The following is a 25,749-nucleotide window of genomic DNA, read 5'->3' as shown; positions in this document are numbered from 1 at the left end:
GGGCGCGGGCAGAACGCGCGTCGCCTTGCGCCGTTTCCACGGAACCGGCGCCACGGCGGACGGCGTTCATGCGCCGGGAGTGCAGGGGAAATGGCCAACCGAAACTCGCGCGACTGGATGTGGTCCGACGCTTTGCAGATGCTGGCGCGCGCCGACCAGCTGCACCGGCAGGTTTTCCGCCCGGCCGCGGCGACGCGGGCGCCGTGCTGGGAGCCGCCGGTCGACCTCCTGGAGACGGCCGGCGAGGTGCAGATCATCGCCGCCCTCCCGGGCGTCGACCCGGAGGGCGTGCAGGTCTTCATCGATGAGGGCGGCGCCCTGGTGATCACGGGCCGGCGGGACCCTTCGCCTGCGATGCGGCGGGCGATGATCCACCGCCTGGAATTGCCGCAGGGCCAGTTCGCCCGTCGGGTCCCGCTGCCGGCCGGCCGCTACGGCCGCATCGACTGGCAGGCCGAGCACGGCTGTCTCACGGTGACGCTGCACAAGACAGGCCAGGCCCGATGAGCGGCGATCCCTCCAGCAGCGGCGTGCGCGACTTCCCGGAGGACGCGGTCGTCGTCGTGCCCGTGTCCAACGTCATCTTTCCCGGGATCGTCTTCCCGATCGTGCTCGATCGCCCGAGCGCCGTGGCGGCCGCCCAGCACGCCCTGCGCGAACAGCACCCGCTGGTGCTGGTCCTGCAGCAGGACCTTCAGGCGCCCGACCCAGGACCGCGGTCGCTGCACCGGATGGGGACGCTCGCCAACGTCCTTCGCTATGTGACCGGGCCGGACGGGGCGCCCCACGTCGCCTGCCAGGGCGTCGAGCGGTTCGAGATCACCGAATGGCTGGAGGGCTATCCCTTCATCGCCGCCCGGGGCCGACGGGTCACCGAGCCGGAGGCGGCCGGGCCCGAGATCGAGGCCAGGTTCCTGCATCTGCGCAGCCAGGCCTTGGAAGCGCTGCAGCTCCTGCCGCAATCGCCGCCCGCCGAACTGGTGAGCGCGGTCGAGGGCGCCAGCTCCGCGGCTGCGCTCGCCGACCTCGTGGCCGCCTATCTCGACCTGCAGCCGCCGGAGAAGCAGGAGATCCTGGAGACCGTGGACCTGCAGGCGCGGCTGGACAGGGTCTCGACCTTCCTGGCGAAGCGGCTGGAGGTCCTGCGCCTCACCAGTGAGATCGCCCAACGGACCCGCGAGTCGCTCGGCGAGCGTCAGCGTCAGACCCTGCTGCGCGAGCAGATGGCCGCCATCCAGCGGGAGCTTGGCGAGACCGATGATCGCGAAGAGCTGGTGGAGCTGGAGAGCGCGATCGAGGCGGCCGGCATGCCGGACGAAGTGGTGCAGCAGGCCCGCAAGGAGCTGCGCCGTCTCGCCCGCACCCCCGAGGCCGCGGCCGAGTACGGCATGGTGCGCACCTATCTGGAGTGGCTCGTCGAGCTGCCCTGGAAAGCGCCCGAACCCGTCCCGCTCGACTTGGCCGAGGCGCGCCGCATCCTCGACGAGGACCACTTCGGGCTGGAGAAGATCAAGCAGCGGATCGTCGAGCATCTGGCGGTCCGGCGGCTCGCGCCGGAAGGCAAGGCGCCGATCCTCTGCTTCGTCGGCCCGCCGGGCGTGGGCAAGACCTCGCTCGGCCAGTCGATCGCGCGCGCCATGCACCGGCCGTTCGTGCGGGTGAGCCTGGGCGGGGTGCACGACGAGTCCGAGATCCGGGGCCACCGTCGCACCTATGTCGGCGCCCTGCCGGGCAACATCATCCAGGCGATCCGCAAGGCCGGCCGCCGCGACTGCGTGATGATGCTGGACGAGATCGACAAGATGAGCGCGGGGCTGCACGGCGATCCGTCCGCCGCCCTTCTGGAGGTTCTCGATCCGGAGCAGAACGCGAGCTTCCGCGACAACTATCTCGCCGTGCCGTTCGACCTCAGCCGGGTCGTCTTCCTCACCACGGCCAACATGCTCGACACCATCCCGGGGCCGCTGCGGGACCGCATGGAGATCATCCAGCTCTCCGGCTACACGGCGGGCGAAAAGCTTCAGATCGCCGAGCGCTTCCTCGTCCGCCGCCAGCTGGAGGCGAACGGCCTAAAGGCCGACCAGGTGGAGATCGACCGCGCCGCCCTGGAGCGGCTGATCGCCCGCTACACCCGCGAGGCGGGGGTGCGGTCCCTGGAGCACGAGATCGGGCGCGTGCTGCGCCACGTCGCCGTCCGCTTCGCCGAAGGCCAGGCCGATCCGGTCCGGATCACCCCTGACGACCTCGAGCCGATCCTCGGCGCCCCGCGGGTGGAGAACGAGGTGGCCATGCGCACCAGCGTGCCGGGGGTCGCCACGGGGCTCGCCTGGACGCCGGTCGGCGGCGAGATCCTGTTCATCGAAGCGACCCGCACGCCGGGGGAGGGGCGTCTGATCCTCACCGGCCAGCTCGGCGAGGTGATGCGCGAAAGCGCCCAGACGGCCCTCAGCCTCGTCAAGAGCCGCGCCGAAGCGCTTGGCTTGGATCCTTCGCTGTTCAAGGACAGCGACATCCACGTCCATGTCCCGGCGGGGGCGACGCCCAAGGATGGGCCGAGCGCCGGCGTCGCCATGACCATGGCCCTGATCTCCCTCCTCACTGATCGCACCGTGCGCAGCGACACCGCCATGACCGGCGAGATCAGCCTCCGCGGCCTGGTGCTGCCCGTCGGCGGCATCAAGGAGAAGGTGGTCGCGGCCGCCACCGCAGGCGTGCGCCGCGTGCTGCTGCCGGCGCGCAACCGCCCTGACGAGCGGGACATTCCGCAGGAGACCCGCGAGCAGCTGGAGCTGGTCTGGCTGGAGCGGATCGAAGACGCCATCGAGGCGGCGTTGGACCGGCCGCCGCAGGCGAAGAAGCCCTCGGTGCGGGCCGTCGATTAGGAGGACGAAGGTGGCCGAAGTCGTGAAGCTGGTGGCCGGCGACACCCTGCCCGATGAGGGGGAGTTCCTGGTCGTGACGCGCCTGAGCCGTCCCCGCGTCTTCGAATACTTCATCGACGTCAGTCCGGCGCTGGAGCCGAAGGTCGGCCGACGGATTCCGCCGGGAGGCCCTGGCTATGCCAGCCTGGAGACGGCGCTGAACGCCGCCCAGGAGCTGGCCGCGCAGCACCAGGTGCCCACCATCTATGTGCAGCACGAATCCATCCTCGTGCGGCCCTTCTTCCCCGGCGCGGCGCCGCGGCTGATCTGAGTCTCTCGACCGCGCCGGTCAGGCCGCCAGCCGGTCCACCCAGCTCTTCAGGGTGTTCACGTCGGCGACGCCGGACTGCCGCGCCGCGACCTGGCCCTTCTGAAAGGCGAAGAGGGCGGGGATGCCCTGCACGCCGTACTGCGCCGCCAGCTCCGGGTTCTCATCGACATTGATCTTCACGAACCGCGCCCGCGGCTCCAGCGCCTGGGCGGCCCGCTCGAAGATCGGCGCCATGGCCCGGCAGGGCCCGCACCACGGCGCCCAGAAATCGACGATCACCGGCACGTCCGAGTTCTGCAGGTGCTTGCGCGCGCGCTCGCCGCTCAGCGCGATCGGCGCGTGGGGGAAGAGCTTGGCGTGACAGCGCCCGCACTTGGCGGCGTCGGCCGGACGGTCGGCGGGCACGTTGTTCGTGCTGTCGCAATCGGGACAGACCACGCGGCGCTTCTCAGCCATCGAGGCGACTCCTTGGATCTGCTGCTCTGACGAAGGCCAATTTGGGCCTCGCGGCGCGCGGCGCCAGAGGCGAACGGAGCGGCTTGTGCGGTTGAGGGGCCGCCCTAACTCACGCCTGAGCCGCGGTCCCACGGCCGCGGACGATCCACCCATTGGAAAAGGACAGCTTCAATCAAGGGAGCACAGCCATGGACACGCATGCGGGTCCTCTTCAGGCTCAGCCGACCCGACTTGATCAACTCGAACAGGATTTCGCCGCCCTGGCGCCGCAGCTGCCCGAGGGTGCGCAGACGCAGGCGCTATCGCTGCTGCACGGCATGATCCAGGAGGTCTGGCGTGGCGGCGCGGCCGCCGCGCCGCAGATCGCCGGCGGCCGCACCTTGCAGGACGTGGCCGATCTGCACCAGCACGCCCCGGCCATGGAGGGCGGTGCGGTCAGCACGCCGCTGAAGGTCGGCGAGCCTGCTCCGGACTTCGCCTTGCCGGACGCGAACGGCCAGGTGGTCCGGCTCTCCGATTTCCGCGGCCGAAACGTGCTGCTGGTCTTCTACCCGCTCGACTGGAGCCCGGGCTGCAGCCGGCAGCTCGACCTCTATCAGCAGGAGCTCGACGAGTTCCGCAGCCGCAACGTCGAAGTGGTCGGCGTCTCGGTCGACAGCCTTTACAGCCACGGCGCGTGGGCGGCGGTGCGGGGCGTCACCTTCCCGCTGCTGGCGGACTTCAACCCCAAGGGCGAGGTGGCGCGGCGCTATCAGGTCTGGCGCGATGGAGATGGGTTCTCCGAGCGCGCGCTCTACCTGGTCGATGCGGACGGCGTGATCCGCTACGCCCATGTCTCGCCGAAGCTGCAGCACGTTCCGGACATCTACGAACTCTTCGAGGTCCTGGACGGGCTTGCGGCCCGCAAGGCGGCTTAAGGGGAGGCGGCCATGTTAGGTGCGGGTTACAGTCCCTTCGCCTCCCGCGGCGCGGTCGCCGGCGAGGTCGTCGTCTATGGAAGCCGCTGGTGCGGCGTCACCATGATGGTGCGTCGGCATCTGGACCGGGCGGGCGTGCCCTACCGCTTCGTCGATTGGGACGCAGCCCCGCAGGCGAGGACCCAGCTCGAGTGGCTGGCCGGCGGCCGGCTGGCGAGCCCGACCGTCACGGTCGGCGGCCAGATCCTCGTCCAGCCGTCGTTGCGCGAGCTCGATTGGGCGCTGATGCGGGCGGGCTACCGCTGAGCGGAACCCTCGCCCGAGAACAGGATTAGGTGAATGTGCACTTTATTGCACGCTTCGCCGCCCCGGCTGGCCCGAGAAACCCCGGCCGCCGGAGCGGCGGGGCAGGAGGGCCAACCATGCAGAACGATGCTGACATCAAGAAGAACGTCGAAGCCCAGCTGAGCTGGGAGCCGGGCCTGAAGGATGACGACATCGCCGTCGCCGTGAGGGACGGCGTCGTCACCCTCGCAGGCTTCGTGAAGAGCTACGCCGACTTCTACGCCGCGGAAAACGCCGCCAAGAAGGTGAAGGGCGTCAAGGCGGTCGCCAACGACATCGAGGTGCGTCTGCCGCAGGTGGACCGCCGACCCGACCCCGACATCGCGCGGGATGCGGTCGAGGCGCTGAAGCGTGACCTGCCGGCCGCCTCGGAACGCGTCAAGGTGGTGGTGAAGGACGGCTACCTCAGCCTCCAGGGCGAGGTGGAATGGAAGTACCAGAAGGACTGGGCTGAACGCGCCGTCCGCAACATCAAGGGCGTGGTCGCGGTCTCCAACATCATCCGGATCAAGCCGAAGGTCGAACCGATCGAACTCAAGAAGAAGATCGAGGACGCCTTCGTCCGCAGCGCCCAGGTGGACGCGCACCATGTGATCGTCGAGGCGGACGGCAGCCAGGTGACCCTGAAGGGCCATGTCCGGTCCTGGGCGGAACGCCAGGAGGCCGAGCGCCAGGCCTGGTCGGCGCCCGGCGTGACGGAGGTGCGCAACGAACTGACCATCGATCCCTGGCCCTTCGCCAGCCAGGCGGCCTGAGGAAGGAGCATTCCGATGGTCGCCCGTCACATCCCTATCGAACGATCCCACGGCTTCGCCCTGCCCAAATGGCGGGCGAGCCCCAGGACCTGGTTCATCCTCGAGGGCGTGGCCCTGACGTTGCTGGGCGTCCTCGCCTTCGCGCTGCCGCTCGCCGCGGGCCTCGCCGCGGCCCTGGTGTTCGGCTGGTTGCTGATCCTCGGCGGCGGAGTCAGCCTCATCGCGCTGGTCCGCACCCGCCGCCACGCGAACGTCGCCTGGCGCCTGGTGTCGGCGATCGCCGCCATCGTCGCCGGCGTCCTGGCCCTGGTCTATCCGTGGGTCGGGGCGTGGACCCTGGCGCTGCTGGCCGCCGCTTACTTCTTCGTGACCGGCGTCGCGGTGGCCATGGTCTCGGTGAAGCTGAAGCGCCTCCAGGCGCCCGGCTGGTACTGGCTCCTGGCCCCGGCCGCCGTCGACCTCGCGCTGGGCGTGCTGGCCGTGTTCATCGCCCCGGTCGCAGCGCCGCTGTTCGTCGGCTACCTCGTCGGGATCGATCTGATGTTCTCCGGCCTGGCGCTGCTGGCCTTCGCCGCGAGCCGCCGCCGCGAGGCCTGGACCTGATCCTAGCCGCCGTCCGGCCCGAGCATGCGCTCGGGCCGGACGAGCCGCTCGTAGGTCTCGGCGTCTACCTCGCCCGAGGCTAGCGCCGCCTCCCGCAGGCTGACCTTCCGCTGATGGGCGTCGCGCGCGATCTTCGCCGCGGCGTCGTAGCCGATCTGCGGTGCGAGCGCCGTCACCAGCATCACCGACTGCGCGACGTTGAGGGCCAGCACGTCCTCGCGGGGCTCCAGACCGGCCACACCCTGGTCGGCGAACACCCGGATCGCGTCCGAAAGCAAGGTCGCCGAGCGCAGGACGTTGAAGGCCAGAAGCGGCAGGAAGCCGTTGAACTCGAACTGCCCCTGGGAGGCGGCGAGCGACACGGCGCCGTCTGCGCCCATCACCTGGACGCACACCTGAGCCAAGGCCTCAGCCGCGTCGGGGTTGGTCTTGCCGGGAAGGCTGCTGCACGGAAGACCGGTTTCCGGCAGCCGCAGCTCGTTGAACCCGGCCGCCGGTCCGCTGGCGAGGAGGCGAACGTCGCTTGCGATCTTGAAGAGCGCCGCCGCCAGCGTCGCGAGCGCCGCGTGGAAGAAGGCGATGCGCCCGGGTCCGGCCAGGTCCGCGAGGGCGTCGGGCGATGCGCGTAGGGCAAGGCCCGTGAGCTCGGCCAGCCGTCGAACGGCGCTCGCCGCGAAGCCCGCCGGGACGCCGGCCCCCGTGCCGATGCAACCCCGGCCGAACGGAACGGCCAGGAGGTCTTCGGCGGCGGCGCTCAGCCGGGTCCGGCCGTTGCGCACCTGCTGCAGCCAGCCCGAGACCTCCTGGCCCAGCGTCAGGGGAGCGGCGTCTTGCAGATGGGTGCGGCCGATCTTGATGAGGCCGGACCAGGCGGTCGCCTTCTGCTCGAGGAGCCCCGTCAGGTGCGCCAGCGCCGGGGAGAGCCCCGTTTCCCACAGCCGCAGGGCGGCCACGTGGAGGGCGGTCTGCACCGCATCGACGCATTGGTGGCGGCGCACGTCGTCGGGCCCAACGTCTGCGTGGCCCTCCGCGGCCTCGAGGATCGCCAGGTCGAGCGGATAGGCCAGGCCCGCCCCGCCGCCATCCTGCCAGAGCGATCGGCCCCAGGCGTCCGGCGGCTGAACAGAGACCTGAAGCGCGGCCCTGGCGAGCGCTTCGCTGCGCGCCTGATCGAGCGCGCCGCAGTCGCGGTTGGCCTGCGCGGCCGCAGCCCGGACCTCGCCCAGGGCCCGGATAAGGGCCGGCGGGGGCGGCTCGGCGCCGATCCGCAGGGCCAGCCTCCCGGCCGGCGCGCCGCAGTAAAGGCAAGGTCCGATCACCGTCGCTGAACTGTATTGACCAGGGGCAGAACGCGTCGGGTACTTATCGGCGGTCATCGGGCGTGAATTTGAGTGCACGCCCGAAACTGTAGGGCGGGGCCGGACGTTTTTCCAGCGACCGGGCGCGCCGTCGCCCCAGGCGGCTCCCGATCCGAAATTCTCCTTGTGCAGTTTGAAGTTCGTGAGGATGGAGCATGTCTGACGAGGTCATCGACAAGGGCCAGTGGGAGTTCTTCTGCGATCGGCTCTCCCGGCAGCTGGAAGGCGCCCAGGCGGAGATAGAGGTCGCGAGCCTGAACATCGGCGACCAGATCCAGGCGGAGTGGGTGCCCCTTCTGGGCGTCACCTATGATCCGAAGGACGACATCGTCGAAATCGCCGTGGAGGGCTTGGACCACATCGTCCGCGAACCCGCCGCCCTGATCGTGCAGCGCGAAGGCGCCGTGGTCGAAAGCCTGGCGGTGGAAAGCGCGTCCGGCGAGCGCCACATCGTTCGCTTCCGCCAGCCCCTCAGCCTTCCGGCGCCGGAGACGGTGCGACCATGAGCGCGCTGCCCGCCCAGGAGATGGCGCCGGCGCGCGACGAAGCCTGGCGCAAGGTCCTCGCCGGCGACAAGGACGGCTTTCGGCATCTGATCGAGCCTTACCTGCCGGAGCTGATGGCCGCCGCCGCCCGCGAGCTGCGCTACCGGCGCGCGGTCGGCGACCTGCGCCCGCAGGACCTCTCCGCCGACGAGCTGGTGGGCGAGACCTTGGCGCGGGGCTGGCGGGATCGGGCCCGCAAGCCCCAGAACCTGGATGTCCGGCCCTGGCTGCTCGGCCTGATGTTCAAGGTGCTGGAATCGATCGTCCGCAGCGAGCGGCGCGCCCGCCGGCTCGCCGGCGTCTCCCTCGAGGCGCCGGTGGAGGATGAAGCGGCGGCGGCCGAGGCGACAGACGAGGAATTCTGGGAATGGTATCAGCCCGACGACATCACGCGCTGGGAGGACATCATCCCGGCCGAGGACGTCCAGGCTGACGACCTCAGCGATGACCGGACCTACCAGCTCACCAACGAGGAGCGGCAGGCCCTCGTCCTCAGCGTCGAGCACCGGCTGAGCGTCGTCGAGATCTCGTCGGTCATGAACCTGTCGCCTGACCGGGCGGTCCGCCTCATCGACGCCGCGCAGCGCCAGCTCGGGAACGCCTGACGCTCATGGCCAAGCCTGGCAGGCTGGCCGACAAGGTGGCCCTCGTCACCGGTGCGGCGGGCGGCATCGGTCGGGCGATCTGCCTGAGACTGGCGAAGGAAGGGGCCGCCGTCCTCGTCACCGGCCCGCACCTCGAGCGCGCCGAGGCCGTGGCGGCCGAGCTCCTTCGCGAGCCGGGGAGCCGCGCGGCCGCCACGATCTGCGACGTCCGCGACCCGGCCTCGGTCGCCGCGGCCGTACGCCAGGCGAAGGAGGCCTGGGGCGGTCTCGACCTGGTCGTGAACAACGCCGGGGTGATGACCTTCAAGCCCTTCGAGGAGATCAGCGACGAGGAGTGGCGCGCCGTCCTGGACGTCGACCTGCTCGGCGCGGTGCGGCTCACCCGCGAGGCCTTCCGCGCGATGCGGCCGGGCGGCGCGATCGTCAACGTCGCCAGCGTGCACGCCTTCGAGACCACGCCGCTGGTGGCGCCCTACGCCGCCGCCAAGGCGGCGCTGCTGTCGCTGACCCGATCGGCGGCGATCGAAGGCAAGCCGAAGGGCTTGCGCGCCAACGCCGTCGTGCCGGGCGCCGTCGACACGGCCATGCTGCGCGACAATCCCAATCTGAAGAGCGGGGCGGAGCGATTGGACCCCGCCGAGGTGGGCTGCCCCGAGGATGTGGCCGGCGCCGTCGCCTTCCTGTGCTCGAATGACGCCGCCTTCGTCACGGGCGCAGCCCTGGCCGTGGACGGCGGCCGCCTCGCCCGGCTCTGAACTCAATTGCGTCGACAGCGCGGGGACGACCTTACTGAGTGTCGCCGCTACTCGCGGTCCGCCGCGGCCGCCGGCTCCAGGTCGTCCGGATCGTGCGGCCGCACGAGGGACGGCGGGTCGCTGGCCGGGAAGGTCTCCTCCAGCGCCTCATCCAGCAAGGCGTCGACGTGATCGCCGGAGGGGCCAGAGCTCGGCGGATCGTTGGGCCGCGCCCGGGGCCAGACAAGGTCGGCCGCCTCGTGCGCCATCTCGGCTTCTTCGTTGGCGGGGATCACCCACACCGAGACGCAGCTGGTCGGGGCGTCGATGCGGCCCTCGCCGGCGCCGGCGTTGGCTCTGGGGTCGATGTCCACCCCCAGCCAGGCAAGACGCCGGCAGATTCGCCCCCGCACCTCGGCGTTATGCTCGCCCACGCCGCCGGTGAAGACCAGGCCGTCCATACCGCCGAGTGTGGCCGCCATGGCGCCGATCCCCTGGACCGTTCGATAGACGAAGAGGTCGACGGCGGCCTTGGCGTCCTCGCTGTCGGCGGCCACCAGTTCGCGCAGATCGCCGCTCAGGCCCGAGACGCCGAGCAGGCCGGACCGCCGGTAGAGCAGGTCCTCGACCTCGCCAGGGCTCATCTTGTTGCGCTCGAGCAGATGGAGGACGACGCCGGGATCCAGGCTGCCGCACCGGGTGGCCATCATCAGGCCGTCGAGCGCGCTGAAGCCCATCGTCGTGTCCTGGCTCGTCTCGTGCTCCAGCGCGCAAAGGCTCGCGCCCGCGCCCAGGTGGGCGGCCACGAGGCGGCAGGCGGCGAGGTCCGGATCGACGCTGCGCAGCCGGCGCAGCGTGTGGGCGTAGGACAGGCCGTGGAACCCGTAGCGGCGAACACCCTGCGCGGTGAGGTCGCGCGGCAGGGCGAAGCGCCGCGCGGTCTCGGGCATGCGGCTGTGGAAGGCGGTGTCGAAGCAGGCGACGTGGGTCGCGGCGGGCAGGCGCGCCCGCGCCTGGCGGTAGAGCGCCAGTCCGATCGGTTGATGCAGGGGCGCAAGCGGCGCCAGGGCCTGCAGCTCGGCATCGAGGTCCGCTGAGAAGACCTCCGCCGAGGCGTGATCGCCGCCATGCACGATGCGGTGCGCGACGATCGCGATTGGCTCGCCCTCGGTTTGGCCGTCCAGCCAGGCAAGGACGCGCGCCAGGGCTGAGGCGTGCTCCAGCGCGTCGCCCGCGGCCGACCAGCACTCTTTGAGCAGGGTCTCCCCGCCGGCGTTCTGCACCGACAGCCGCGCCTGGCCGCCAAGGCCCTCGGCGAGGCCACGCATCGTTTCCACCAGTTCGCCGACGTCGCGCCGATAGAGGCCGAACTTCAGGCTTGAGGACCCGGCGTTGAGGGACAGGATCAGCTCGCTCACGGCTGGGCTCCTTCACTCGCCATCAGCGCCGCCACCGCGCAGGAGGCGACCCGTGTGCGCTCCGCATCGGCGCGGCTGGTGAGGATGATGGGGACTCGCGCGCCGAGCGCCACGCCGGCCGCCTCGGCGGCGGCCAGGAAGGTGAGCTGCTTGGCCAGCACGTTGCCGGAGACCAGGTCGGGTGTGACGAGGATGTCGGCGCGCCCGGCGACCGCCGAACGGATGCCCTTGTCCTGCGCCGCTTGCGGGCTGATGGCGTTGTCGAAGGCGAGCGGCCCGTCGATCAGCGCGCCGGAGATTTGACCGCGGTCCGCCATCTTGCAGAGCGCGGCGGCGTCGAGGGTGGACTGGATCTTGGCGTTGACGGTCTCCACTGCGGAGAGCACCGCCACCCGGGGCGTGCGGATGCCCATCACATGCGCCAGGTCGATGGCGTTCTGCAGGATGTCGCGCTTGTCCTCGAGCGAGGGGCTGATGTTGATCGCCGCGTCGGTGATGAGCAACGGCCGCGGATAGGCGGGCGCCTCGACGATATAGACATGGCTCACGCGCCGTTCCGTGCGCAGGCCGCGCGCGGTGTCGAGGACCGCGTGCATCAGCTCGTCCGTATGCAGCGACCCCTTCATCAGCAGCTGGGCCTGGCCGGCCCGGACCAGGGCGACGGCCTGGGCCGCCGCCGCATGGCTATGCGGCTCCGGGATGATCTGCACCCCGCGCAAATCCACGCCGGCCGCCTCGGCGGCGCGGCGGATCTTGGCCTCGGGTCCCACCAGCAGCGGGGTGATGAAGCCTCGCTGGGCCGCCTCCATGGCGGCGCCCAGCGCGGCCGCATCGCAGGGGTGCGCGACCGCTGTGGGGACAGGCGGCTTCCCGGCGCAGCGCTCCAGCAGCGCATCGAGCCATTCGCCGGGCGGCGGCTGTACGGCCTCGGTCTCCGCCTCGGCGTCCGCCTCGAAGAGGTTGTCGGCCTCGCAGGGATGGATCGGGCTGAGAGCCAGCGCGGGCCAGTGGCCGGCGTGTTCCGGCGGCGAGAAGGTCACATAGAGCGTGTCCACAGCCTGAGCGGCCGCGAGGCCCTGGCTGAAGAGGTGGGCGGCCTCATAGGTCGCAAAGCCGAGGCCGCCGATCGGCAAAGGCCGCGGCAGGCGCGCCTCCAGCCCTGGTGACGCGGTGACGTAGTAGTCATAGCCGCTCTGACGTCGGTAGCGGCGGATCATCAGCCACGCCGCGCCGCCGTCGGGCTGGTCGTGGGCGGCGATCTCCACGCGTCTCACGACCCGGCCCCTCCTGCGCTCTGGCGCCCGAGGACCGCATTGTCGTTGGCTTGGCGCTCGCGCGTTTCGGCGTCCAGGAGTTCGGCGTCGGCGTTGCGTTGCGCGGCCTCCCGTTCGAAAAGCACCTCGAGGTTCTGGCGTTCGCTGAGGCCGTTGAAATTCATCATCTGGCGCGCGTGACGTTGCCGCCAGAGGCTGTGCCGCTGGTCGCTTGTGAGGGAGGCGATCGCCGCGTCGTGTTCGCGGCGGATGTCGTCGGGTGTGACGGATCGCATGGTTCGACACATGTCAGGCCCCGGCGCAGGAGCGGGCTCGGCGGCGCCGGCCCGCTGCCCGCCGGGAAGGTCAGGCGGCCTTGCGCCGGGCGCGCTTCGGTTTCTCCTGGGACGCGTCGTTGGCCGGCGCGCCGGATGCGGCGGCCTCGCCGGCGGGCTGCGGCCTCGCGTTCGAGACCACCTCCGGCGTGCGGATGCCGATCCGGCGGGGCTTCACCGCCTCGGGCAGTTCGCGCTTCAGCTCGATGTTCAGCATGCCGTTGTCGTAGGTCGCCCGGCTGACCACGACGTAGTCAGCCAATTCAAACCGCCGGTCGAACGCCCGAGTGGCGATGCCGCGGTGCAGATACTGTCGCGGCTCGTCCGAGCTCGCCTTGCGGCCGCTGACGGTCAGCTGGTTGGGCTCGGCGACGATCTCGAGCTCGTCGGGGCCGAAGCCGGCCACGGCGAAAGAGATGCGGTACTGGTCGTCGGCAAGCTTCTCGATGTCGTAGGGCGGATAGCTCGTCTCGTCCGGCATGCGCAGGGCGTTCTCCAAAGCGCCGACCAGGCGCTCGGCTCCGACCATGGAACCGTAGAGCGGCGAAAGGTTCAGGGCTCTCATCTCCAGTCCTCCTCGAAGCAACGTGGATCTGACGCCGACTTGGCGACGGGCCGCGACCCAGCAGAGGCGCCGCGGCCTTGAGCTGGATTTAGGTCGAGGCGGGGCCCGCACAATCCCAATTCTGGAGAGGACAGGCGGGGGAGGGGAGGCGGCATGTTCCGGCGCAGGCGCTTTGCTACGCAGCCTGCGCCGGCTTGCTCAAGAAGGATCCTCTGCCTTGGGAGGCGCGCGTTGAACGACTCTGTTCCGAGGCCGGTTCCAAGACCGCGCGAGCGTCGGAACAGGGGCGGCGAGGCCGCCGTTGAGCGCCGCCTCATCTCCATACAGAGGCGCTCGGTCAGCGCTCCGGGATGCGAAGATCGCGCAGGATCAGCCGCACGTCCTCAGCGCTTGCTTTGATGCGCTCGTGGTCGTCCGTCACCTCGATCCGCCGCGCGACGGCGGGCTTGAGCGCATGGCGAAGCACGCCCAGGGCGCGGGGCGGCGCCATCAGCACGAGCTTCTCGAACTGGCCGGCCGCGGCGCTGCGGTTGAGCCGTTCGGCCACGCCTTCGAGGAAGCGCTTCTCGGCCGCCTCGGCCGGCGGCGCCTCCAGGACATTGTCGCGGCCGTAGCCCATGCGGTCGTTCACCGTCCCCCCATGCGTGCGCGCCCAGTGCCGGTCGTGCTCGTCGGCCTTGAGCGACCAGCTCGCAAGCTCGGCCAGGGGGCCGTGGCGCCGGCGCTCGGCAAGGCCGCGGGCCTGAACGCCGTCGGCCAGGATGACGAGGGTCTCAATTCTGTCGGTCATCGCATCACTCCATCCAACAAAGCACGACAGGCGCCGCAGGCGCTCGCCTGCGGCGCCTCGGAGGCGGCTAGCGGGCGTAGACGCCCCGGATCACCTCGGTGATCAGGCCGCTGGCGATCGCCGCCAGCACGACGTCGTCGCCGACCCGAACCCAGTGGTGGCCCCGCGGCGGCTTGCGCAGATGCCGCGCGCGCCAGTCCACGATCACATAGGGTGGGCCGTAGTAGGCCGGCGGCAGTCGCTCGCCGACGATCCAGCGCCGCTCGATCCAGCCGGGCGGCGGGACATAGACTTCGCGGTAAACCGGCCAGTGCCGGCCGTGATAGACCCAGTAGCCCTCCCGGTGCGGGTGCGCCGACGCCACGGAGGCGCCGAACGCCAGCACCGCGGCCAGGGCCGCAGCCAGACGCTTCATCGTCTCACCTCTCGAGATGTTTTTCGGCCGCCGCAAAAGCGCGGCTGAAGGACGAGGTATCGCGCGCCGGCCGGCCTTCAAGACGGGCCGTGTTGCACCGCGTTTGCCGCGCCCTAGCTGATGGCTGTCAAGGGCGCTGCAAGGCGCCGTATCGCGGGCCCCTGCGCGGCTCGCGCTATCTCAAGGAGGATCGAGATGACCGGCCTCATCGGCGCCAGCGATGCCGAAACCGTTCGCATCTGGCGCTGGGTGTTCCCGAACGCCGCCAACCGCTCGGCGGCGGCGCGGAATGTCATCGGAACAGACTCTCGGCTGCAGCTCTTCGACGACCTCGATGCGCCCGCCTTGCTGGCGATCGCCTGGGAGCCTTGTCCCGAAGCGCCGCATGTCCACAACGCCGAGCTGGCCTGGTCCGCCGATGCGCAACGGATCGCCTCGTGGCGGGCGGAGCGGAGCGAAGCGCCCGGCTGCCTGGTGGTCGTTCGCCAGCCGCTGAAGGCCCCGGATCCCGCCGCCCAGCGGGACTGGGTGTCCACGGTGCTGCGGGCCCTCGACGGCGATGCGACGCCGCCGGAAGGTCTGCTGACGGCCAACTTCTTCGCCGGCCGCGACGGCGCGTCCGTCTACAATCTTGCCGAATGGACGAGCGCGGAGGCGCACCGGACGGCGTTGACCATCGGCCGCCATGGTCCCCACGGCAGCATCGGATCCTCAGACCTCTGGCGCGCCGCCCGCGAGCATCCCGCGATCACCGCCGAGCACGAGGTCCGGCGATATGCCCGCCACGGCGCTCTGGTTTCCGCCTGAGCGGGCCGGCCGCCGCGCCGTCTTCCGCGCCGGGCGCCCCGCTCTATATCGCCCGCGTCGGGGGATCCTTTGGAAGGAGGATCTTTGAAATGAGGACAAGGGTCTTGGCCGCCGCGACGGCCCTGTTGATCGGGGTCGGCGCCGCGCCGGCCGTCTCAGCCGACAAGCCGAGTCAGCCGCGGCAATGCTTCTGGAACCATCAGGTGAACAGCTTCGCCGCGCAGGGCGACCGCACGGTGAACCTGCGAGTGGGCGTCAAGGACTACTATCAGCTGGAGCTCTTCGGGCCTTGTCCCGACGTGGACTGGACGCAGAAGATCGCCCTGATATCCCGCGGCGGCTCCACCATCTGCTCGGGCTTGGACGCTGAGATCGTGACGCCCTCCGCCATCGGTCCGCAGAAATGCATGGTCCGCAACGTGCGCAAACTGAGCCCCACGGAGGTGGCCGCGCTCCCAAAGGGCGCGAAGCCCTGAGGCGCGCCTTGGGGCCCGCTCCTGATCGCGCGAGGCGTCCATGAACAAGCAGACCCGCTTCCACGTCATCTACTGGATCATCGCCTTCTTCGGCGTGATCGCGATCCAGCACTACATCGCGGCCGCAACCCAGGTCGCGCAAATCCCCTACAGCCAGTTCCAGCAGCTGCTGCGGGACGGCAAGGTGGCCGAGGTCGGGGTCTCCGACCGCTTCGTGCAGGGTCGCCTGAAAGAGCCCCTCGAAGGCAAGAAGGCCTTCGTCACCACACGGGTCGAGCCGGAGCTCGCGCGCGAACTCCAGCAGCACGGCGTCACCTATACCGGCCAGATTGAGAACACCTTCCTCCGGGACCTGCTCTCCTGGGTGATCCCGGTGCTGCTCTTCTTCGGCCTGTGGATGTACCTGGGGCAGAAGGCGGCCGGCGCGGGCGGCCTCATGCAGGTGGGCCGCAGCCGGGCGAAGATTTATGTCGAGGCCAACACCGGCGTCACCTTCGCCGACGTCGCTGGGGTCGACGAAGCCAAGGACGAGCTGCGCGAGATCATCGACTTCCTGAAGAATCCTCAGGAGTATGGCCGCCTGGGCGGCCGCATGCCCAAGGGCGTGCTGCTGGTGGGGCCGCCCGGCACCGGCAAGACGCTGCTGGCCAAGGCCGTCGCCGGCGAGGCCAAGGTTCCCTTCTTCTCCATCTCCGGCTCGGAGTTCGTGGAGATGTTCGTGGGCGTGGGCGCCGCGCGGGTCCGCGACCTCTTCGAGCAGGCGCGCCAGAAGGCGCCCGCCATCATCTTCATCGACGAGCTGGACGCGCTCGGCCGGGCGCGCGGCCTCTACGCCTACGGCGGCCACGACGAAAAGGAGCAGACGCTCAATCAGCTGCTGGTCGAGATGGACGGCTTCGACTCCAGCACCGGCCTGGTGCTGCTCGCCGCCACCAACCGGCCCGAGATCCTCGATCCGGCGCTTCTGCGCGCCGGCCGGTTCGATCGCCAGGTCCTGGTGGACCGGCCCGACAAGAAGGGCCGGGTGGAGGTCCTGAAGGTGCATACCCGCAAGGTGAAGCTCGCGCCGGAAGTGGACCTCGAAAAGGTGGCGGCCCTCACCCCAGGCTTCACGGGGGCCGACCTCGCCAACCTGGTCAATGAGGCGGCCCTGCTGGCCACCCGCCGCCGCGCGGCCGCGATCACCATGACCGACTTCAATGAGGCGGTGGAGCGGATCATCGCCGGCCTGGAGAAGCGCAACCGCATCCTCAATCCGAAGGAACGGGAGGTGGTGGCCCATCATGAGATGGGTCACGCCCTCGTCGGCCTCGCGCTGCCTGGCGTCGAGCAGGTGCATAAGGTCTCGATCATTCCGCGCGGGGTGGGGGCGCTCGGATACACCATCCAGCGCCCGACCGAGGACCGGTTCCTGATGACCCGCGAGGAGCTCGAGAACAAGATGTGCGCCCTGCTCGGCGGCCGCGCCGCGGAGTGGATCATCTACGGCCATCTCTCGACCGGAGCGGCCGACGACCTGCGCAAGGTCACCGACATCGCCCGCAGCATGGTCACGCGCTACGGCATGTCGAATCGGCTGGGCCCGGTCTCCTACGACCGGGAGCCGCGCTCGTTCCTCGCCACCGGCGACGCGCCGGCGCCCTTCCTGCGGGACAAGGACTTCGGCGAGGCGACCTCCGACGCGATCGACGAGGAGGTGCGCGCCCTCGTCGAGGCGGCGTTCGCGCGCACGGTGGAGATTCTCGAAAGCCGCCGCGGCGCGCTCGAGCGCGGCGCCCGGCTGCTGCTCGAAAAGGAGACCTTGGATGAAGCCGAGCTTGCGGAGCTCGCCGGCGCGCCGGACGGCGAGGCTCGTAGGTCTTCCGCCGCGTGAGACGGAAACTGGAGGCCCGGCGTCTGCGTTCACTCAGGCCGCAGCGCCGGAGGGGGCGCGGCGGCGCTTCGGAGCATCACCATGACGGACGAACCTGTGAAGGCGGGCGTCACCCTCAGCGCGCCCGTTCAGCATTCCTTTCGAGTGTTCGCCGAGCGGATCGGCGATTGGTGGCCCAGGGCCTACACCTTCTCGCGTGACGACCTCGCCGGCGTCGCCATAGAGCCTCGCGCCGGCGGTCGCTGGTATGAGGTCGACCGGCGCGGCCGTCGCCTTGACTGGGGGGAAGTGCGCGCGTTCGAGCCTGACCGGCGCCTGGTGCTGAGCTGGGCGGTTTCGGCCGACCGGGGGCAGGAGCCGCCGGAGCGCGCGAGCGAGGTCGAGGTTCGCTTCCTCCCGCTGGGCTCCAAGCTGACGCGCGTGGAGGTCGAGCATCGCGGTTTCGCTCGTCACGGCGCGGGCGCAGACTTGCTGCGCGGGGGCATGGCTTCGCCCGACGGCTGGCCGTACATCCTGCGCGAATACGCCGAGGCGGCGAGCCCGACTGCTCGGGCGGTGCTGAGCGCCTGATGAGCCGCCGGACAAGACGCGCCGGGTTCCTGAACGAGGTGGGAACCAGGCCTTCACCGTGCAATTAAGTGCGTAGCATCAAAATCCTCGTTCATGTTGGTAGGTCGGCATGGACGTTCGCACAATCGTAGGATCCAACGTCAGGCGATACCGCGGCGAGGCAGGCCTTTCGCAGGAAGCGCTCGCCGAGCTGATGGGCGTGGACCGGGCCTATGTCAGCGGACTCGAGTTGGGCCGCCGCAACCCGACCATCCTGACCATCTGGCACACCGCCATGGCGTTGAAGATCCGGCCCTCGAAGCTCCTGGAGTTCGAAGGGCCGCTGTTCTGAGGCGCGTTTTTCGCGGGCGTCCGTAGGACCCCCGCGTGCGCTCGCGCGCCGCCGCGCGCCTCTGAAAACATGCAGAAAATTGGTCTTGCAGGGCGTGGCGAGCGCCCTACCTCAAGTCTTGCCGGACGCTGATGAAGGTCCGGCGGCGGGCGCCGGCGGTGTCCGGCGCTCCTCAAACCCATGTTGCTCAACGGAGGACTTGGACCATGAGGATGAACACTATGACGCCGATGTCCGGCTATCGGCCCATGCCGAGCGTCGACAGCGCGCTGAGCCTGATGGACCGTGCGATGAGCGGCTCGGTCCCTGGCCTGAACTGGCCTCCCTACAATGTCGTGCAGGCCGACGGCGATCACTACCGCATCGTTCTGGCGGTGCCGGGCTTCCGCGACGGCGATCTGGAGATCGTCTCCGAACCCAACCGGCTGACCGTCAGCGGCCGGCCGCAGGAGGTGCAGGAGGACGGCGAGGTCGTCTATCGCGGCATCGCCCAGCAGCCGTTCCGTCGGACCTTCGAGCTCGCCGACCATGTGCGCGTGCAGAACGCGCGCCTGGAGAACGGCCTGCTGACCCTCGAGCTGGTGCGGGAGATCCCGGAGGCCCTGAAGCCGAAGAGGATCGAGATCACCGGTTCGGGCCAGTCCGCCATCGGCTCCGGCGAGACGGAGCAGAAGACCCACTGAGCGACCGTGATGGCCGGCGGCCGGCGCCGCGCAGGTTCGCGGCGTCAGGCCGCCTCGTAGAGGAGAGCTGACGATGCAACTTCGTGATCTGATCCCTTGGGGACGGCATGAGCATGACCATCGTCCGCACGAGGGCGCGCTCACCACGACCTCTCGTCGCGACGAGGAAACCCATCCGTTCCTCACCCTTCATCGAGAGGTGAACCGCCTCTTCGACGACGTCTTCCGCGACTTCGGGGGCTCCATCCTGGGCCGCTCCGCCAGTTGGCCCAGCGTCGAGGTGGCCGAGGACGCCAAGACCATCCGCGTTTCGGCCGAGCTGCCGGGCATGGATGAAAACGACGTCGACGTGGTGTTCGAAGACGGCGTCCTGGTCCTGCGGGGCGAGAAGCGCTCCGATGTCGAGGACAAGGATCGGCACTACAGCGAGCACTACTATGGCCGCTTCGAGCGGGTGGTGCCGGTGCCTGTCGCCATCGACGAGGATGCGATCAAGGCCAACTTCAAGAAGGGCGTCCTGACGGTCACCCTTCCGAAGTCCAAGGCCCAGCAGGAGGGCGTCCGGAGGATCCCGATCAGCAAGGGCTAACTGAGCGCCGCGCCGTCCGCGCCAGGCGCGGGCGGCGCGGAATCCTTTCCGGAGCTACGCCATGACAACCCAAAGCCAGGGCGTGTCCGCGCCCGCCGGGATCGCCATCGTCGGTCGCCCCTTCGTCGACGCTCTGCTGGATCCGAGAACGGCCTTCGCCTCGCCCGACGTGGTGGCCAACCACGCCTGGCTGTCCCGCGAGGAGAAGCGCCTGATCCTTTGGAGCTGGGCCCGGGACCTTCTGCGCGAAGCCCGCGACGGGACCGCGCAGACCGCGGCCTGCGAGGCCGTGCTGGGCGCCCTGGCCCGGTTCGATCCTGCGGCGGCCGACGAGTTCGAAGGGGCGTTCGCAACGCTGTCGCCCGATCGGGAGGCAGGGCGCGCCCAGAACTGATCGGAGTTGAGCCATGTTCGATTCGACAGATTTCAACCTTGGGACCACGACCCCGTCGGTCGCCGCCCGCCGTCACGCCTCGGCCCTGCCCGCCGACGCCGTGGCCGTGATCCGGCCGAACGAGCGGTCGGCCATGAGCAGCGGCCTCGCCACGGCCAGGGGCTGGACCCTGACGTTCAAGCCGCGTAGCGCGCCGCGGATCGAGCCGCTGATGGGCTGGACCGAATCCACCGACACCCTCCAGCAGGTGCGCCTGTCGTTCCCGACGGCGGAGGCGGCGATCGGCTACTGCCAGCGCCAGGGCCTGGCCTTCGAGATCCAGGGCGGCGCCGGCGCGCCGCCGTATGGCGAGGGCAGGGGCGCCGAGCGGCCCCTCAGCGCCGACAACGAGAACCGTCCGCAGCCGCCCTCCGACCGCCTCGGCGCGGCCGAGGCCGACCGGCTCTATCTCAGCCCGGAGGCGGTCTACGCCTCGCCCGACGCCGTGCTCGCCGATTCCTCGCTCTCGCCGGAGCAGAAGCGCGCCATCCTGCGCTCCTGGGAATGGGACGAGTACCTGCTCGAGGTGGAAGCGGGCGAAGCCCCGGTCCGCGAGCACGTCTCGCGGCTGGCTGAGGTGCGCTCGGCGCTCGCCCGTCTCGACGCCCACGAGGCGGCGGACGCCGACTGCTACCGCTGGGAGCCGCCCCGCGCGGCCTGAACCGGAGACCGGCGGGGCCGCTCCCGCCGGTCTCCTTTTCTTAGTCCGAGGAGAGGAGAGACATGCTTAAGCGCCAATCGCGCCTGCTTTGTTCTGTCGCCCTCGCCGCCGCGCTGGCCGCAGGCGGCGTGGGTCCGCTGACCGCCCCGGCGGCCGCGGCCCAACCGGCGCGCAATCTGCCGGCCGGCGTCCCGTCGAGCTTTGCCGATATCGTCCAGCGCGTCGCGCCCGCCGTGGTCTCCATCGACGTGACCCGCAGCGCTCCGGCCCGCCCGAACCTGCCGCAGCTGTTCCCCGGCTTCCCGTTCTTCTTCGGATTCCCCGGGGCGCCGGACGGCAACAACGGGACGCCGTCGCTGCCGAATGCGCGGGTGTCGGGCTCGGGCTTCTTCATCACGCCGACCGGCTACATCGTCACCAACAACCATGTGGTGGAGAACGCCACCAAGGTGAGCGTGCGCACCAACGAGGGGCGCGAGCTCGAGGCGCGCGTGATTGGCCGCGATCCGCTGACGGACCTGGCGGTGCTGAAGGTCGAGGGCTCGAACTTCCCCTATGTGACGTTCGAGACCAACGCGCGGCCGCGGGTCGGCGACTGGGTGATCGCCATGGGCAATCCCTTCGGCCTCGGCGGCACCGCCACCTCGGGCATCGTCTCGGCCTATGGCCGCGACATCGGCGAGGCCTATGTGGACTACCTGCAAATCGACGCCCCCATCAACCGAGGCAACTCCGGCGGTCCGACCTTCGACGTCTACGGCCGGGTGATCGGCGTCAACACGGCCATCTTCTCGCCCTCGGGCGGCTCGGTCGGCATCGGCTTCGCCATTCCCGCCGAGATCGCCGACCGCATCACCAAGCAGCTCATCTCCGGCGGTTCGATCGTCCGCGGCTACATCGGCGCCATGGTGCAGAACCTCACGCCGGAGATCGCCGAGAGCCTCGGCATTCCAGGCCGCAAGGGCGCCCTGGTGGCCGAGGTGACCCCGGGCGGGCCCGGCGACCTGGCCGGCCTGCGCGCGGGCGATGCGATCCTCAGCCTGAACGGCCAGGAGCTGACCTCGTCGTCCGACCTGACCCGGCGCGTCGGCGCCGCCCGCGAGGGCGACCGGCTGCGGCTGGAGATCTGGCGCGAAGGCCGTCGCCAGACCCTGGAGCTGCGGGCCGGGCGCCGGCCCGCCGATGATGCGCCCGGCGTGGTCAATCCGGCGGACGCGGCGAGCCTCGGCCTGACCCTGCGCCCGCTCGACCAGGCGGCCCGCACGCAATACCGGCTGCCGGCGACGGCGCGCGGCGTCGTCATCGACGCGGTCTCGCCAGGCTCGGACGCCGCTGAGAAGGGGCTCCGCGCCGGCGACGTGATCGACCGTGTGGGCGAGCGCAGCGTCGCAGCGCCGGCCGATGTCCGCGAGGCGATCGATGCGGCGCGGCGCCAAGGCCGGCCTTCGGTGCTGGTGCGCGTGTGGCGTGAGGGGCGGAGCCTGTTCGTGCCGCTGCGGCTGACGAGCTGAGGCGACACGGCGTCGCCGGCGGCGGACACCAGATCCGACCGCCGGCGCGCCCAGCCGAGGACGGGTCCGCATGCTGCACGAGACGCCCCTGATCGCCACCCTTACCCTGGCTTTCGTCGGGGCGTCGGTGTTGGGACTCATCGCCGGCCGGCTGCGCCTGCCGCCGATCCTGGGATATCTGCTGGCCGGCGTCGCGCTGGGCCCGTCCACCCCCGGCTTCACGGCCAATCCGGAGCTGGCCTCCGAACTAGCCGAGATCGGCGTCATCCTGCTGATGTTCGGGGTGGGGCTGCACTTCTCCTATCGCGATCTCGTCAAGGTCCAGAGCATCGCGCTGCCGGGCGCGATCGCTCAGATTGTCGTCGCGACCCTGCTCGGCGCAGGACTGGCGCTGGGGATGGGCTGGCCGCTCGCCAGCGGCCTCACATTCGGCCTCGCCCTTTCGGTGGCGAGCACGGTCGTCCTCGTCCGCGCGCTCGAGGAGCGCCAGCTGCTGGACACCCGAAGCGGCCACATCGCGGTCGGCTGGCTGGTCATCGAGGACCTGGTCATGGTGGCCGCCCTGGTGTTCCTTCCCGTGATCGCCGGGGCCTTGCCGGGCGGCCGCCCCGACGTGTTCGCCGAGCATGGCGGCGTGGGGCTGTCGCTCGCCGCGACCTTCGGCAAGCTGGCCGCCTTCGTCGCCCTGATGATCCTCGTCGGCCGCCGAGTGATCCCCTGGTCGCTGGCCAAGGTCGCCAGCCTCGGGTCGCGTGAACTCTTCACCCTGACCGTCCTCAGCATGGCGGTGGGCGTCGCCTATGGCGCCGCCAAGCTGTTCGACGTCTCCTTCGCCCTCGGGGCCTTCGCCGCCGGCATGATCCTCAAGGAGTCGGAACTCAGCCATAAGGCGGGCGACAACATCCTTCCGCTCCGCGACGCCTTTGCGGTGCTGTTCTTCGTCTCGGTCGGCATGCTGTTCGACCCCCGGACCCTGCTCGAGCGGCCGCTTGCAGTGCTGGCGACGGTGCTCACCATCGTCGTGGGCAAGTCGGTCGCCGCCTTCCTGATCGTGCGCGCCTTCCGCCACCCGCAGGACACGGCGGTGCTCATCGCCGCGAGCCTCGCCCAGATCGGCGAGTTCTCCTTCATCCTCACCTCCATGTCCCAGAACCTCGGCCTGCTGCCGGAGGAGGCGCGCGACCTTGTGCTGGCAGGCGCCATCGGCTCGATCCTGCTCAACCCCGCGGTCTTCTCGCTGGCCACGGAAATGCGGGCGAGGCGGCTCGGGCGCACCCCGATTCGGGACCTGGGCGACCAGCCGCTCAAGATCGATATCGCCGCCCCTCACCAGAGCGAACTGGCCGGACATGTGATCGTGGTGGGCTACGGCCGCGTCGGCCGGCGGATCAAGGAGGCCCTCGACCGGGACGGCGTGAAGGCGGCGGTCATCGAGACCGACATCGAGCGGGTCGAAGCCCTGCGTCGCAACGCTGAGATTGCGATCCTGGGGAACGCGACGCGTGAGGAGGTGCTACTGGCGGCCGGCGCCAAGACCGCCGTCTGCCTCGTCCTGGCGATCCCCGACGGATTCGAGAGCGGCGAGATCGTCACCCGCGCCCGCGCCCTCAATCCTCAGCTTCGCATCGTGGCCAGGGCCCATTCGGAGGAGCAGACCGACCGTCTCCTGGCGAGCGGCGCGGACCGGGTGGTGATGGGGGAGAGCGAGATCGCCCGCACCATGCTGGCCGATCTCAGCGAGGCCGGCATCCTGCTGCCGCCTCAGCCGGAACAAGGCCTGGAGGCGGTGGCGCGTTCGCCCTGAGCGCCCCGCGCAGAAGGCGCTCGCAGCGACACGTATATATAGTGTCAGAGAAAGAACGCCGGCCGCTGAGAGGGGCGGCCGGCGTCGTGCTAGTGGGTTTGCTTAAGCCGCCATGGCGGCGTTCGCGCCGGCCTCGGGCTTCTTCGGCGCCTCGGCCACCGCAGCCTCGGTCGTGATCAGCAGTCCGGCCACGGAGGCGGCGTCCTGAAGGGCGGTGCGCACGACCTTGGCGGGATCGATCACGCCGGCCTGCACCAGGTCGACATATTCCTCTGTCTGGGCGTTGAAGCCGAAGGTCGGCGAGGCGTTCTCCAGAATCTTGCCGACGACGATGGAGCCCTCGACGCCGGCGTTTTCCGCGATCTGGCGGATCGGCGCCTGCAGCGCACGCCGCACGATGGCGATGCCGGCGTTCTGGTCGTCGTTGGCGCCGTTCAGGCCCTCCAGCACCTTGCTGGCGCGCAGGAGCGCTACCCCGCCGCCCGGGACGATCCCTTCCTCGACAGCCGCTCGCGTGGCGTGCATGGCGTCGTCGACGCGGTCCTTCTTCTCCTTGACCTCCACCTCGGTCGAGCCGCCGACCCGCACCACGGCGACGCCGCCGGCGAGCTTGGCCAGCCGTTCCTGCAGCTTCTCGCGGTCGTAGTCGGAAGTCGTCTCCTCGATCTGACGCCGGATCTGGCCGATACGGCCCTGGATGTCGGCCTTGTCGCCGGCGCCTTCGACGATGGTGGTGTCGTCCTTGGTGATGATGACCTTCTTGGCGCGGCCGAGCTGGTCGATGGTCACGTTCTCCAGCTTGACGCCGAGGTCCTCGCTGATGAACTGGCCGCCGGTCAGGATCGCGATGTCCTCCAGCATCGCCTTGCGACGATCGCCGAAGCCGGGCGCCTTCACGGCGGCGACGCGCAGGCCGCCACGCAGCTTGTTGACCACGAGGGTGGCCAGCACTTCGCCTTCGATGTCCTCGGCGATGACCAGGAGCGGTTTGCCGGATTGCACCACCTGCTCGAGCAGCGGGATGAGCGGCTGCAGGGTCGTCAGCTTCTTCTCGAAGATCAGCACCAGGGCGTCTTCGAGCACGGTCTCCATCCGGTCGGGATTGGTGACGAAGTAGGGGGAGACATAGCCCCGATCGAACTGCATGCCCTCGACCACCTCGAGCTCCATCTCGAGGCCCTTGGCTTCCTCGACCGTGATCACCCCCTCGTTGCCCACCCGCTCCATGGCCTGGGCGATCATGGCGCCGATCTCGCGCTCGCCGTTGGCCGAGATGGTGCCGATCTGGGCGATCTCCTCGTTGGAGGACACCTTCTTGGAGGTGGAACGGATCTCCTCCACGACGGCGGCGACGGCCTTGTCGACGCCGCGCTTCAGGTCCATCGGGTTCATGCCGGCCGCCACCGACTTCAGGCCTTCCTGGACGATGGCCTGCGCGAGGACGGTGGCCGTAGTCGTGCCGTCGCCGGCCTGGTCGTTGGTCTTGGAGGCGACCTCGCGCAGCAGCTGGGCGCCGAGGTTCTCGAACTTGTCCTCCAGCTCGATCTCCTTGGCGACGCTGACGCCGTCCTTGGTGGTGCGCGGCGCGCCGAAGGACTTCTCGATGACCACGTTGCGGCCCTTGGGGCCCAGGGTCACCCGCACGGCGTTCGCCAGGATGTTGACGCCGCGCAGCATGCGGTCGCGGGCGTCGGTGGAGAAGTGGATCTCTTTCGCTGCCATGTT

30 protein-coding genes are annotated in these 25,749 nt (G+C 70.2%); 21 read left to right on the top strand and 9 right to left on the bottom strand.

Features of this window, described 5'->3' with window-relative positions:
* Positions 1-90: 90 nt before the first annotated feature.
* The 3 genes from H2041_RS12715 to H2041_RS12705 are packed head-to-tail and all read left to right on the top strand — an operon-like array spanning position 91 to position 3,192.
* A complete protein-coding gene (locus H2041_RS12715; protein ID WP_293387368.1) occupies positions 91-507 on the top strand; it encodes an Hsp20/alpha crystallin family protein in 417 nt (138 codons plus the stop codon).
* Positions 504-2,882 carry an endopeptidase La gene (lon, locus tag H2041_RS12710; protein WP_293413166.1) on the top strand — a complete coding sequence of 793 codons (2,379 nt, stop codon included), beginning with the start codon at positions 504-506 and terminating at the stop codon, positions 2,880-2,882. Before H2041_RS12715 ends, lon begins: the two co-directional genes overlap by 4 nt.
* 10 nt (positions 2,883-2,892) lie before the next feature.
* Complete coding sequence (locus H2041_RS12705) at positions 2,893-3,192, top strand: hypothetical protein (protein ID WP_293413164.1); 300 nt, start codon at positions 2,893-2,895, stop codon at positions 3,190-3,192.
* An 18-nt stretch (positions 3,193-3,210) separates the two neighbouring features.
* Here the strand turns inward: H2041_RS12705 and trxC are convergent, their stop codons facing one another.
* The gene (gene trxC / locus H2041_RS12700; RefSeq protein WP_293413162.1) at positions 3,211-3,648 is read right to left on the bottom strand and encodes a thioredoxin TrxC; all 438 of its coding nucleotides are present in this window, start codon (positions 3,646-3,648) and stop codon (positions 3,211-3,213) included.
* A gap of 188 nt (positions 3,649-3,836) precedes the next feature.
* Here trxC and H2041_RS12695 point away from each other — a divergent pair, with 188 nt between their 5' ends.
* From H2041_RS12695 to H2041_RS12680, 4 genes are all read left to right on the top strand, one after another.
* Positions 3,837-4,565: a peroxiredoxin gene (locus H2041_RS12695; RefSeq protein ID WP_293413160.1), complete on the top strand. Its 729-nt coding sequence runs from the start codon at positions 3,837-3,839 to the stop codon at positions 4,563-4,565.
* Between the two features lie 12 nt (positions 4,566-4,577).
* Entirely contained in the window at positions 4,578-4,871 is a 294-nt protein-coding gene (locus H2041_RS12690; protein WP_293413158.1) for a glutaredoxin family protein, read from the top strand.
* A 116-nt stretch (positions 4,872-4,987) separates the two neighbouring features.
* Entirely contained in the window at positions 4,988-5,665 is a 678-nt protein-coding gene (locus tag H2041_RS12685) for a BON domain-containing protein (protein ID WP_293413156.1), read from the top strand.
* A gap of 15 nt (positions 5,666-5,680) precedes the next feature.
* On the top strand, positions 5,681-6,268 hold the full coding sequence (locus H2041_RS12680) for an HdeD family acid-resistance protein (protein WP_293413154.1): 588 nt from the start codon (positions 5,681-5,683) through the stop codon (positions 6,266-6,268).
* Between the two features lie 2 nt (positions 6,269-6,270).
* Here H2041_RS12680 and H2041_RS12675 read toward each other — a convergent pair whose 3' ends face one another.
* Complete coding sequence (locus tag H2041_RS12675; RefSeq protein ID WP_293413153.1) at positions 6,271-7,587, bottom strand: lyase family protein; 1,317 nt, start codon at positions 7,585-7,587, stop codon at positions 6,271-6,273.
* A 194-nt stretch (positions 7,588-7,781) separates the two neighbouring features.
* On the opposite strand from H2041_RS12675, the gene H2041_RS12670 reads away from it, so the two are divergent.
* Genes H2041_RS12670 through H2041_RS12660 form a run of 3 tightly spaced genes read left to right on the top strand, consistent with a single transcriptional unit; the run spans position 7,782 to position 9,531 of the window.
* A complete protein-coding gene (locus H2041_RS12670) occupies positions 7,782-8,132 on the top strand; it encodes a DUF5335 domain-containing protein (RefSeq protein ID WP_293413152.1) in 351 nt (116 codons plus the stop codon).
* The gene (locus H2041_RS12665; RefSeq protein WP_293413151.1) at positions 8,129-8,776 is read left to right on the top strand and encodes an RNA polymerase subunit sigma-70; all 648 of its coding nucleotides are present in this window, start codon (positions 8,129-8,131) and stop codon (positions 8,774-8,776) included. The genes H2041_RS12670 and H2041_RS12665 overlap by 4 nt, the downstream gene beginning before the upstream one ends.
* A 5-nt stretch (positions 8,777-8,781) precedes the next feature.
* Entirely contained in the window at positions 8,782-9,531 is a 750-nt protein-coding gene (locus H2041_RS12660) for an SDR family oxidoreductase (protein WP_293413150.1), read from the top strand.
* Positions 9,532-9,578: 47 nt separating this feature from the next.
* On the opposite strand, the gene H2041_RS12655 is transcribed toward H2041_RS12660, so the two are convergent.
* The 6 genes from H2041_RS12655 to H2041_RS12630 all read right to left on the bottom strand — a co-directional run bounded on the left by H2041_RS12655 (position 9,579) and on the right by H2041_RS12630 (position 14,286).
* Positions 9,579-10,928: an acetate/propionate family kinase gene (locus H2041_RS12655; RefSeq protein WP_293413148.1), complete on the bottom strand. Its 1,350-nt coding sequence runs from the start codon at positions 10,926-10,928 to the stop codon at positions 9,579-9,581.
* Entirely contained in the window at positions 10,925-12,202 is a 1,278-nt protein-coding gene (locus H2041_RS12650) for a bifunctional enoyl-CoA hydratase/phosphate acetyltransferase (RefSeq protein WP_293413146.1), read from the bottom strand. Before H2041_RS12650 ends, H2041_RS12655 begins: the two co-directional genes overlap by 4 nt.
* Positions 12,199-12,477 (bottom strand): hypothetical protein, encoded by a 279-nt coding sequence (locus H2041_RS12645; RefSeq protein ID WP_293413144.1) that lies wholly within the window; start codon positions 12,475-12,477, stop codon positions 12,199-12,201. The genes H2041_RS12650 and H2041_RS12645 overlap by 4 nt, the downstream gene beginning before the upstream one ends.
* Positions 12,478-12,547: 70 nt before the next feature.
* Entirely contained in the window at positions 12,548-13,081 is a 534-nt protein-coding gene (locus H2041_RS12640; protein WP_293413142.1) for an Hsp20 family protein, read from the bottom strand.
* Between the two features lie 337 nt (positions 13,082-13,418).
* Entirely contained in the window at positions 13,419-13,871 is a 453-nt protein-coding gene (locus H2041_RS12635; RefSeq protein ID WP_293413140.1) for a host attachment protein, read from the bottom strand.
* Positions 13,872-13,938: 67 nt separating this feature from the next.
* The gene (locus tag H2041_RS12630; RefSeq protein WP_293413138.1) at positions 13,939-14,286 is read right to left on the bottom strand and encodes an RcnB family protein; all 348 of its coding nucleotides are present in this window, start codon (positions 14,284-14,286) and stop codon (positions 13,939-13,941) included.
* Between the two features lie 195 nt (positions 14,287-14,481).
* Between H2041_RS12630 and H2041_RS12625 the strand changes: the two genes are divergently transcribed.
* The 11 genes from H2041_RS12625 to ybaL all read left to right on the top strand — a co-directional run bounded on the left by H2041_RS12625 (position 14,482) and on the right by ybaL (position 24,024).
* Positions 14,482-15,093: a hypothetical protein gene (locus H2041_RS12625; RefSeq protein WP_293413136.1), complete on the top strand. Its 612-nt coding sequence runs from the start codon at positions 14,482-14,484 to the stop codon at positions 15,091-15,093.
* Between the two features lie 104 nt (positions 15,094-15,197).
* Positions 15,198-15,569: a DUF6491 family protein gene (locus tag H2041_RS12620; protein ID WP_293413134.1), complete on the top strand. Its 372-nt coding sequence runs from the start codon at positions 15,198-15,200 to the stop codon at positions 15,567-15,569.
* Positions 15,570-15,609: 40 nt separating this feature from the next.
* Complete coding sequence (gene ftsH / locus H2041_RS12615; protein WP_293396565.1) at positions 15,610-17,442, top strand: ATP-dependent zinc metalloprotease FtsH; 1,833 nt, start codon at positions 15,610-15,612, stop codon at positions 17,440-17,442.
* A gap of 81 nt (positions 17,443-17,523) precedes the next feature.
* The gene (locus tag H2041_RS12610; RefSeq protein WP_293413132.1) at positions 17,524-18,012 is read left to right on the top strand and encodes an SRPBCC family protein; all 489 of its coding nucleotides are present in this window, start codon (positions 17,524-17,526) and stop codon (positions 18,010-18,012) included.
* 109 nt (positions 18,013-18,121) lie between these two features.
* Entirely contained in the window at positions 18,122-18,343 is a 222-nt protein-coding gene (locus H2041_RS12605; RefSeq protein ID WP_293396561.1) for a helix-turn-helix transcriptional regulator, read from the top strand.
* 206 nt (positions 18,344-18,549) lie between these two features.
* Positions 18,550-19,026: an Hsp20 family protein gene (locus H2041_RS12600; protein ID WP_293413130.1), complete on the top strand. Its 477-nt coding sequence runs from the start codon at positions 18,550-18,552 to the stop codon at positions 19,024-19,026.
* A gap of 73 nt (positions 19,027-19,099) precedes the next feature.
* Complete coding sequence (locus H2041_RS12595) at positions 19,100-19,615, top strand: Hsp20/alpha crystallin family protein (RefSeq protein ID WP_293413128.1); 516 nt, start codon at positions 19,100-19,102, stop codon at positions 19,613-19,615.
* A gap of 61 nt (positions 19,616-19,676) precedes the next feature.
* Complete coding sequence (locus tag H2041_RS12590) at positions 19,677-20,009, top strand: hypothetical protein (RefSeq protein WP_293413126.1); 333 nt, start codon at positions 19,677-19,679, stop codon at positions 20,007-20,009.
* Between the two features lie 13 nt (positions 20,010-20,022).
* Positions 20,023-20,709, top strand: coding sequence for an NADH dehydrogenase ubiquinone Fe-S protein 4 (locus H2041_RS12585; protein ID WP_293413124.1), 687 nt, complete (start codon positions 20,023-20,025; stop codon positions 20,707-20,709).
* A 62-nt stretch (positions 20,710-20,771) separates the two neighbouring features.
* Complete coding sequence (locus H2041_RS12580; RefSeq protein ID WP_293413122.1) at positions 20,772-22,220, top strand: Do family serine endopeptidase; 1,449 nt, start codon at positions 20,772-20,774, stop codon at positions 22,218-22,220.
* Positions 22,221-22,290: 70 nt separating this feature from the next.
* Positions 22,291-24,024 carry a YbaL family putative K(+) efflux transporter gene (gene ybaL / locus H2041_RS12575; protein WP_293413120.1) on the top strand — a complete coding sequence of 578 codons (1,734 nt, stop codon included), beginning with the start codon at positions 22,291-22,293 and terminating at the stop codon, positions 24,022-24,024.
* 102 nt (positions 24,025-24,126) lie between these two features.
* Here ybaL and groL read toward each other — a convergent pair whose 3' ends face one another.
* Entirely contained in the window at positions 24,127-25,746 is a 1,620-nt protein-coding gene (gene groL, locus H2041_RS12570; RefSeq protein WP_293392618.1) for a chaperonin GroEL, read from the bottom strand.
* Positions 25,747-25,749: the final 3 nt, after the last annotated feature.

Source organism: Phenylobacterium sp. (assembly GCF_013911965.1).
Lineage (GTDB): Bacteria > Pseudomonadota > Alphaproteobacteria > Caulobacterales > Caulobacteraceae > Phenylobacterium.
The sequence above is the reverse complement of the archived record's forward strand: the minus strand, read 5'-3'. Positions and strand labels throughout refer to the sequence as shown.